Origin of the sequence: Lentzea kentuckyensis (assembly GCF_002150765.1) — a bacterium.
In the GTDB taxonomy this organism is placed as follows: domain Bacteria; phylum Actinomycetota; class Actinomycetes; order Mycobacteriales; family Pseudonocardiaceae; genus Lentzea; species Lentzea kentuckyensis.
Genome location: NZ_MUYM01000051.1, coordinates 23,299 through 32,008, shown reverse-complemented (window position 1 = coordinate 32,008; position 8,710 = coordinate 23,299). Strand labels below are relative to the sequence as shown.

At 68.7% G+C, this 8,710-nt stretch carries 7 protein-coding genes; 5 read left to right on the top strand and 2 right to left on the bottom strand.

Annotated features, from left to right (window positions below; all coding sequences use genetic code 11):
* Together B0F77_RS23755 and mptB are read right to left on the bottom strand one after the other, a co-directional pair.
* The coding region (locus tag B0F77_RS23755; RefSeq protein ID WP_086665176.1) for a patatin-like protein at positions 1-2,546 on the bottom strand (2,546 nt) is incomplete at its 3' end.
* An 85-nt stretch (positions 2,547-2,631) separates the two neighbouring features.
* Positions 2,632-4,164: a polyprenol phosphomannose-dependent alpha 1,6 mannosyltransferase MptB gene (gene mptB / locus B0F77_RS23750; RefSeq protein WP_086665175.1), complete on the bottom strand. Its 1,533-nt coding sequence runs from the start codon at positions 4,162-4,164 to the stop codon at positions 2,632-2,634.
* Between the two features lie 124 nt (positions 4,165-4,288).
* Here mptB and B0F77_RS23745 point away from each other — a divergent pair, with 124 nt between their 5' ends.
* From B0F77_RS23745 to sufC, 5 genes are read left to right on the top strand one after another with little or no spacing between them, the layout of a single operon-like run.
* A complete protein-coding gene (locus B0F77_RS23745) occupies positions 4,289-4,978 on the top strand; it encodes a helix-turn-helix transcriptional regulator (RefSeq protein ID WP_245848582.1) in 690 nt (229 codons plus the stop codon).
* Positions 4,975-6,429 (top strand): Fe-S cluster assembly protein SufB, encoded by a 1,455-nt coding sequence (gene sufB / locus B0F77_RS23740; protein ID WP_086665173.1) that lies wholly within the window; start codon positions 4,975-4,977, stop codon positions 6,427-6,429. Before B0F77_RS23745 ends, sufB begins: the two co-directional genes overlap by 4 nt.
* A gap of 1 nt (position 6,430) precedes the next feature.
* Positions 6,431-7,588: a Fe-S cluster assembly protein SufD gene (gene sufD, locus B0F77_RS23735; RefSeq protein ID WP_086665172.1), complete on the top strand. Its 1,158-nt coding sequence runs from the start codon at positions 6,431-6,433 to the stop codon at positions 7,586-7,588.
* A complete protein-coding gene (locus tag B0F77_RS23730; RefSeq protein WP_086665171.1) occupies positions 7,585-7,899 on the top strand; it encodes a non-heme iron oxygenase ferredoxin subunit in 315 nt (104 codons plus the stop codon). The genes sufD and B0F77_RS23730 overlap by 4 nt, the downstream gene beginning before the upstream one ends.
* A gap of 32 nt (positions 7,900-7,931) precedes the next feature.
* Positions 7,932-8,705, top strand: a complete 774-nt coding sequence (gene sufC / locus B0F77_RS23725) for a Fe-S cluster assembly ATPase SufC (protein ID WP_086665170.1) — start codon at positions 7,932-7,934, stop codon at positions 8,703-8,705.
* Positions 8,706-8,710: the final 5 nt, after the last annotated feature.

Sequence of the window (8,710 nt, the reverse complement as noted above, 5' to 3'; positions counted from 1 at the left end):
GCCACCGCCGCGGCGGTGGCGGCCGTGCGGATCATCTGGTCCGACGCGGCTTCCTGGGTGAGCGGTTCGCGGCCGATCCCGGCGCGGTCGAAGGCGTCCAGCGCGGTCATGCCGAGCGTGACCGTGTGCTCGTGCGGATACTCCAGGCGCCGCAACAGGTCCGCGTGCTCCTCCAGGAAGAGCTCGCCCCGTGAGCGCTGGTCCGCACCGTCACCGCGGTCGGCGATGATGGCCGCGCGCAGCCGCGGGAGCTCCTCGCAGATGATCCGCCAGTGCAGCCCCCACGAGGCCAGTTCGGCGAGCTTCATCGACGACGGCGACAGCTCGCCCTCCGCCGCGTAGATGCCCGCGAGCTCGGCCTTGGCCTCCTCGGCGCACACGGCCACCTTGATCGGCAGCTCCGGCCCGAACATCGCCCTGATGACCTCGTCGACCACGGCCGCCGCCCGCTCTTCCGGCGTGCGCTCGTCGTCGGCCGGGCGGCCCAGCGTGTCCATCCTGCGCAGCCGGCGCGGGTCGAACAGCACCCGGCACAGCATGGTGGCGCCGTCGAGCCGGCCCCAGATCCAGTCGTTGACCCGCCAGGACCGCTTGAGGAACCCGGAGAACCGCGACAGCGACGCCCCGCCCGCCTTGTCGTCGGCGGTGATCGACTGCTGCGCGAACGCGTTGCGCGTCTGCAGCGACACCTGCACCAGCTCGACCGGCGTGTCCAGCCCGGTCGACGCGTCGTCGGACAGGCACGTGCCCGCGATCTCCAGTGCGAGCAGCCGGCTCAGCGACCGCTCGTCCACCCCGAGCCCGGCCTCGCCCGGCGTGGTTCCCGTGCCCAGCAACGCCTTCCAGGGCGCGAGGCCGCCGAGCTGGACGCGGTGCTCGTCGAGGCCGCCGATCACCTGCAGGGCCACGCCGACGACCCGGCCGATCTCGGCGACCTGCGCCTTGACCTCCAGCCCGAGGTGCCCGTCGATCATGTGCTCGTGATAGCTCGCGAGCCGCCCGGTCCAGTACGTCTCGCCGAGTGAGTCGGACGGCTTCCACGCGAAGAGCTCTTCCCGCAACCGCCGCAGTTCCGCACGCACCTGGTGCAGCTCGCGGCGGGCCTCGGCGATCTTGTCCGCGCTGCCGTCCGGCGCCACCCACACCAGCCGCTTGAGCACGTCGAGTGCCGACGCGCCAAGGCGTTCGGCCATCGTGATGCCCCACTCCCAGCCGACGTCGTCGCGGCACACCGGCGCCGGAAGCCGGACACCGGGCACGTACGGCAGCACGCCTTGCTGCTTCTTCCACTTGCGCTGCGCCGTTTCCGCCGCGCGCCGGGCCCGTTCGAACGACCAGTTGCACGGGTTGCCACCGGCGACGGTGAACTGCTGGGTCGTCACCTGCCGGGCCGCGAGCCGGATCTCGACGTCCTCGTAGTGACCGAAGAGCTTGTCCGCCAACGAGTACACCTCGTCGACGACGTTCTCGCCGCCCGCGTGCAGGCGTTCCAGCAACGCCATCCGGCCGCCCCTGCTGCCGGCGGCCCTGCGGTTGTGCTCCTCGATCTTCTCGACGTACGTCCGGTTCGCCTGGCTGGACATGGCACTCAGCAGCTTGCCGCCGGAGCTGACCGTCGTCAGCCCCTTGTCGAGCGTGTCGGCGCGCGGCTCGGACCCGAGCGGTTCGGCGTGCGGGAACACCAGCAGCATCACGCGCCGGACCGGCCCGTCCGCGGGCATGCGGTCGATCGCCTCAAGGGCTTCTCTCGTCGGCGTGTTCACCAGCACGCCACCGTCGACCGCGAACCTGCTCCGGTCGCCGCCGTTGGCCCAGCTCGCGACGTCCGCCATGTCCGGACGGTCCGGCGTCGCCTGGCCGCCGACCGGGATGAAGCTCGGCTCGAACGCGAACGGGAAGCTCGCGGAGCTTCGCGCCGCGAGGGCGAGCTGCTGGACGCGGTCGTTGAGCGTCTCCGGCGTGAAGTCGTCCCTGGTCTTCTCGCTGACCCAGGTGTACGGGTCGCGGCGGAACGAGAACGAGCCCTGGTGCACCGACTGCGTCAGCGGCTGCCCCAGGTCGTCGTAGGTGATCGTGGGAACGCCACCCAGCAGTGTGGTCGTGATGCGCAGGTCGATCGGACGCTCGTCCGGCGGGGTGGGCTCGAAGTCCGTGGTCAGCCGGGCCAGCGCCTCCTGCAGTCGCGGCAGGAAGAACTCGTCGCCCTTGAGCAGGCTGGCGGGCTCACCCCGGAACGGCGTCCTGAGCAGCTGTTCCATCCGCCCCTGCTCGGCCCACAGATCACGCAGCCGACTCAGGTCGGCCCGCTTGTTGACCTGCGACAACGCCAGCGCGGCCCCGTTGATGCCGCCCGCCGACGTGCCGGCGATGACGTCCGCTCGCGCGGTGCAGCCGACCAGGTCCAGCAACGGCTGGTACGTGCTCCCTGACCTGGTCAGACGGTCCAGCTCCAGGACTACGCCGCCCATCCAGACGGCCAGGCTCACCCCGCCGTTGAGCACGACGGCGAACCGGACCTCTTCCCGCGACATGGGTTGCTCGGTCATGCCACATCACCCCCTCCGGCTTCGATCTTCCCCCTACTAGTGCTTCGTCCGCCGAAGGGTTGTGGTTACTGACCCGTTTGGTTCATCACGCGGGGTCGGACTTGAGGAACGGCCCCACCCGCTTGCGCGCGATCAGCACGCAGACCGCGAACGTGATCACCGCACCGGCCACCGCCTGCGGCACCGTGTAGGCGCGCCCGTCGAAAGCGGACCCGGTGGGCGGCAGGATTATCGCGATGACCGCCGAGGACACCATCGCGAACAGCCGGAACTTGGGTCCGACGACGGCCGTGGCCAGCGGAATCGCCGCCCACAGCACGTACCAGGGCTGCAGCACCGGCCCGAGCACCAGGATCGCGCCCAAGGCCGCGCCCAGGCCGTTCATCGACTTGATCCGGCCCTTGAAGGCGCGCCAGAGGAGGCCGATGGTGATCACCACGGAGATGCCCTGGCCGAGCAGGCGGGTCAGCGCGATCATCGACTCGGTGTGGTTGCCCAGCCCGAGCATGATCCCGGTGCCGGCGCCCAGGAAGCCCAGCGCGGTCGGCGGCGACATCCACGACTTCACCGTCTCGGCGACGTTCAGCGTCTGGATCCAGCCGAACCCGAACCCGGTGCCGAGGCAGATCGCCACCACCCCGACCGCGGCTATCACGGTCATGATCCCTGCCACCAGGGCAAGGTGTTTGAGCTGACCACCGAGTTTGCGCGCCACCATCACGCCGAGGAAGCCCAGAGCGGCCATCGCGGGGATCTTCACCATCGCGCCGCACACGATGATCGCGGCTCCCAAGGTGATCCACGACCATTTCAACGGTTCCAGCCCGCGCATCGCCAGCTCCAGGCCGACCAGCATGAGGCCCAGGGCGAGACCGTCGTTGTGCACGCCGATCACGATGTGGAACAGCACCAGCGGGTTCAGCGCGCCCAGCCACAACGCGCCGACCGGCGGCACCCCGAAGCGCGCGGCCAGGCGGGGCAGCGCCCACACGATCATCGCCAGGCCGCACAGCACCAGCAGCCGGTGCACGAACACGCCGGACACGACGTGGTCGCCGGTGATCATCGCGGTGACCCGGCCGAACGCCAGGAACAGCGGGCCGTACGGCGCGGGCGTCTCGCGCCAGATGTTCGGCACACCGCGCGTGAGGATGTGGTCGACGCCCAGGGCGTTGGCCGGGCCCAGGACGTACGGGTCGAGGCCGCGCGCGGCGATCTCGCTCTGCGCGAGGTACGAGTACACGTCGCGGGAGAACATCGGCACGCAGAAGACCAGCGGGACGGTCCACATCAGCAGCGTGCGGTCCATCTGGCTGCGCGAGACGAGGCGGGGTCTGCCGGGACGGACGAACCGGCCCAGCGCCAGCCAGGCCGACACGATCATGAAGACGCCGGTCCAGACGACCCCCATCGCGACGCTGGGCATCCTCGAGAAGAGCCCGAGCACCGGCACGCCGTACAGCGGCGAATAGATGGGCGCGGCACCGCCACCGAGCGATCCGACCGTCAGCAACAACGCCCCGATGGTGCCCCAGCGACGCACGATGTCCAGCTGACGACGCTCTCGACCGTTCAAGAGGTCGCTCTCCGGAGTCACGGCTCCGCCGGAAGTGGGCATGGCCGCAGGGTATCTAGTCCGTCTCAGCCGTGAGTCAGGTCACCCTGTGACCGCGATCTTTGCGACCTCAGGCTAAATACGCAACACTGGTGTTGTGAAAAACGCCGAGACCCACCTTGACGCCGTGCAACAGCACGACGGCAAGACTCGGCGTGCCGTCGCCAGGCTCCTGCTGGAGCAGGGCCCGGTCACCGCGGCAGCCGTCGCGGAGGAACTGGGCATCAGCCCCACGGCGGTGCGCCGTCACATCGACGCACTGCTCGCGGACGGTGAGGCACTCACGAGGGACGCACCCCGCCAGACCCAACGCGGTCGTGGTCGTCCCGCGAAGCTCTTCCTGCTCACTGACGCCGGACGCGCCCGGTTCGGCCACGCATACGACGACCTCGCGGTCGCCGCGATCAGGTTCCTCGCCGAGACAGGTGGCGAGGAAGCGGTCAAGGCGTTCGCGCAGAGTCGTGTCGACGCTCTCGTCGGGGGGCACCGTGCAGCGATCGTGGCGCAGGCCACACCCGCTGACCGGGCCAAGGCCCTCGCGACCGCGTTGACCAGGGAGGGCTACGCTGCGTCGGCACGTCACGTCGGTGTAGGCGAGCAGTTGTGCCAGCACCACTGCCCGGTGGCCCACGTGGCTGCCGAGTTCCCTCAGCTGTGCGAGACCGAGACGGAAGCTTTCGCGGCCCTCCTCGGTTCACACGTACAGCGCCTCGCGACGATCGCAAGCGGCCACGCCGTGTGCACGACGCACATCCCGAACGTTCAAACCGGCTCTGCCGGAAAGCTCATCCCAGATGATGGAGGGGAGCCCGCATGACTGCCGCTGCCGAGCAGCGCACGCCCACCACGGTGCAGTCTCCGCTCACGCAGGAAGAGACCATCGCGTCTCTCGGCAACTACGAGTTCGGCTGGGCCGACTCGGACACTGCCGGCGCGAGCGCCCGCCGAGGCCTCAGCGAGGATGTCGTCCGCGACATCTCGGCGAAGAAGAGCGAGCCCGAGTGGATGCTCGAGTACCGGTTGAAGGCGCTGAAGCTCTTCGACCTCAAGCCGATGCCGAGCTGGGGCGCCGACCTCTCTGGGATCGACTTCGACTCGATCAAGTACTTCGTGCGGTCCACCGAGAAGCAGGCCCAGAGCTGGGAAGACCTGCCGGAGGACATCAAGAACACCTACGACCGGCTGGGCATCCCTGAGGCGGAGAAGCAGCGCCTCGTCGCCGGTGTCGCCGCCCAGTACGAGTCCGAGGTCGTCTACCACCAGATCCGCGAGGACCTGGAGCAGCAGGGTGTCATCTTCCTGGACACCGACTCGGGCCTGAGGGAGCACCCGGAGCTCTTCAAGGAGTACTTCGGCTCCGTCATCCCGGCCGGTGACAACAAGTTCTCCGCGCTGAACTCCGCGACCTGGTCCGGCGGCTCGTTCATCTACGTGCCGAAGGGCGTGCACGTGGACATCCCGCTGCAGGCCTACTTCCGGATCAACACCGAGAACATGGGTCAGTTCGAGCGCACGCTGATCATCGTCGACGAGGGTGCCTACGTGCACTACGTCGAGGGCTGCACGGCGCCGATCTACTCGTCGGACTCGCTGCACTCGGCCGTTGTCGAGATCGTCGTGAAGAAGGGCGGCCGCTGCCGCTACACGACGATCCAGAACTGGTCGAACAACGTCTACAACCTGGTCACCAAGCGCGCCAAGGCCGAAGAGGGCGCGACCATGGAGTGGGTCGACGGCAACATCGGCTCCAAGGTGACCATGAAGTACCCGGCCGTCTTCCTGATGGGCGAGCACGCCAAGGGCGAGGTCCTCTCGATCGCGTTCGCGGGCGAGGGCCAGCACCAGGACGCCGGCGCCAAGATGGTCCACATGGCACCGCACACCTCTTCGACGATCATCTCGAAGTCGGTGGCGCGTGGCGGTGGCCGCACGTCGTACCGCGGCCTGGTCCAGGTCAACAAGCGGGCGCACCACTCGAAGTCCACGGTGAAGTGCGACGCGCTGCTGGTCGACACCATCAGCCGGTCGGACACCTACCCGTACGTCGACGTCCGCGAGGACGACGTGCAGATGGGTCACGAGGCCACGGTCTCGAAGGTCTCCGAGGACCAGCTGTTCTACCTGATGTCGCGCGGCCTGAACGAGGACGAGGCCATGGCGATGATCGTGCGCGGGTTCGTCGAGCCCATCGCGCGCGAGCTCCCCATGGAGTACGCCCTCGAACTCAACCGCCTGATCGAACTGCAGATGGAAGGGGCCGTCGGCTGACATGGCCGCCCTGTCGACTCAACCTCACTCCCACGGAGCTGTCGTTCCCGTTGCCTCTCGCGCGGAGCACTTCACGTCGTACGACGTGGACGCGTTCGAGGTACCGGGCGGCCGTGAGGAGATCTGGCGCTTCACGCCTCTCAAGCGTCTTGCCGGTCTGCACTCCGGCGCTGCGGCAACGGGCTCCGCTGCCGTCGAGGTGAACGCCGCCGCCGGTGTCACCGTCGAGACGGTCGGTCGTGACGACGACCGCCTCGGCAAGGCCGGTGTCCCCGGTGACCGCGTCGCGGCGCAGGCGTACACGTCGTTCGAGAACGCCACCGTCGTGACGCTGCCCGGCGACGCGAAGTCCGAGCCGACCACCGTCACGGTGACCGGCGCCGGCGCTGGAACCGTTGCGTACGGCCACATCCAGGTCAAGGCCTCGCAGTTCGCCGAGGGCACCGTGATCGTGGACTACCGCGGTTCCGGTGCGTACGCGGAGAACGTCGAGTTCCTCGTCGCGGACGGCGCGCACCTCACGGTGATCGCGATCCACGACTGGGCCGACGACGCGGTGCACGTCACGCAGCACCACGCGAAGCTGGGCCGTGACGCCACGTTCCGGCACACGGTCGTGACGCTGGGCGGCGATGTCGTCCGCATCACGCCGGTCGTGCAGTACGCGGGCCGCGGCGGCGACGCCGAGCTGTTCGGTCTGTACTTCGCGGACGCGGGCCAGCACCAGGAGCACCGGCCGTTCATCGACCACGCTCAGGCCAACTGCCGCAGCAACGTCGTCTACAAGGGCGCGCTGCAGGGCGATGGCGCGCACACCGTGTGGATCGGCGACGTGCTCATTCGTGCCGCTGCCGAGGGCACCGAGACGTTCGAGCTGAACCGCAACCTGATTCTCACCGACGGTGCGCGCGCCGACTCGGTGCCGAACCTGGAGATCGAGACCGGCGAGATCGAGGGTGCGGGCCACGCCAGCGCCACCGGCCGGTTCGACGACGAGCAGCTGTTCTACCTGCAGGCGCGCGGCATCCCGGAGGACCAGGCACGGCGTCTCGTCGTGCGCGGCTTCTTCCAGGAGCTGATCGCGAAGATCGCCGTCCCCGAGGTGCGCGAGCGCCTCGAGGCCGCCATCGAGGCAGAGCTCGAGGCGGTCGGCGCGTGATCAAGGTGTGTGCACTGTCCTCATTGGACGACCGCAAGCCGTTCGCAGCCACCGTCGACGACGTTGACGTCGTCCTGGTGCGCGACGGCGAGCGGGTGCACGCGCTCGCTGATCTGTGCTCGCACGCCGCGGTGTCGTTGAGCGAGGGCGAGGTCTCCCGCAAGGGGATCGAGTGCTGGTTGCACGGGTCGTGCTTCGACCTGGAGACCGGCAAGCCCTCCTCGCCGCCCGCCAGCGAACCGGTCGACGTCTACGCCGTCGACATCCGTGACGGCGATGTTTTCGTCGACGTCACCGTCACCACGAACTGACTTTCGTTAGACCACCAGGAGAAGTGCTAGTCATGGCCACGCTTGAGATCAAGGACCTGCACGTCTCGGTCGTCAGCGAGGACGCCCCCAAGGAGATCCTCAAGGGCGTCGACCTGACGATCAAGGCGGGCGAGACCCACGCCATCATGGGCCCCAACGGCTCCGGCAAGTCCACGCTGTCCTACGCCATCGCCGGTCACCCGAAGTACACGATCACCTCGGGCACCGTCACGCTCGACGGCGAGGACGTCCTGGAGATGTCCGTCGACGAGCGCGCCCGCGCCGGCCTGTTCCTCGCCATGCAGTACCCGGTCGAGGTCCCCGGCGTCTCGATGTCGAACTTCCTGCGCACCGCCGCCACCGCCGTCCGCGGCGAGGCCCCCGCCCTTCGCCACTGGGTGAAGGAGGTCAAGGGTGCGATGGCCGAGCTCGACATCGACCCGGCGTTCGCCGAGCGTTCGGTGAACGAGGGCTTCTCCGGCGGCGAGAAGAAGCGCCACGAGATCCTGCAGCTGGGCCTGCTCCAGCCGAAGGTCGCGATCCTCGACGAGACCGACTCGGGTCTGGACGTCGACGCGCTGCGCGTCGTGTCCGAGGGCGTCAACCGCTACAAGGCTTCCGGTGAGGTCGGCGTCATGCTGATCACGCACTACACCCGGATCCTCAAGTACATCTCCCCGGACTTCGTGCACGTGTTCGCCGGTGGCCGGATCGTCGAGTCCGGTGGTCCCGAGCTCGCGAACCAGCTCGAGGCCGAGGGTTACGTGAAGTACACCGGATCCAAGGAAGCCGCAGCCCTTTCATAACGGAC

What these genes read in the sequence shown, in the direction of transcription:
- sufD (WP_086665172.1), top strand. Translation starts at nt 6,431, where the DNA reads ATGGCCGCCCTGTCGACTCAACCTCACTCCCACGGAGCTGTCGTTCCC.
- mptB (WP_086665175.1), bottom strand. Translation starts at nt 4,164, where the DNA reads ATGCCCACTTCCGGCGGAGCCGTGACTCCGGAGAGCGACCTCTTGAAC.
- sufB (WP_086665173.1), top strand. Translation starts at nt 4,975, where the DNA reads ATGACTGCCGCTGCCGAGCAGCGCACGCCCACCACGGTGCAGTCTCCG.
- sufC (WP_086665170.1), top strand. Translation starts at nt 7,932, where the DNA reads ATGGCCACGCTTGAGATCAAGGACCTGCACGTCTCGGTCGTCAGCGAG.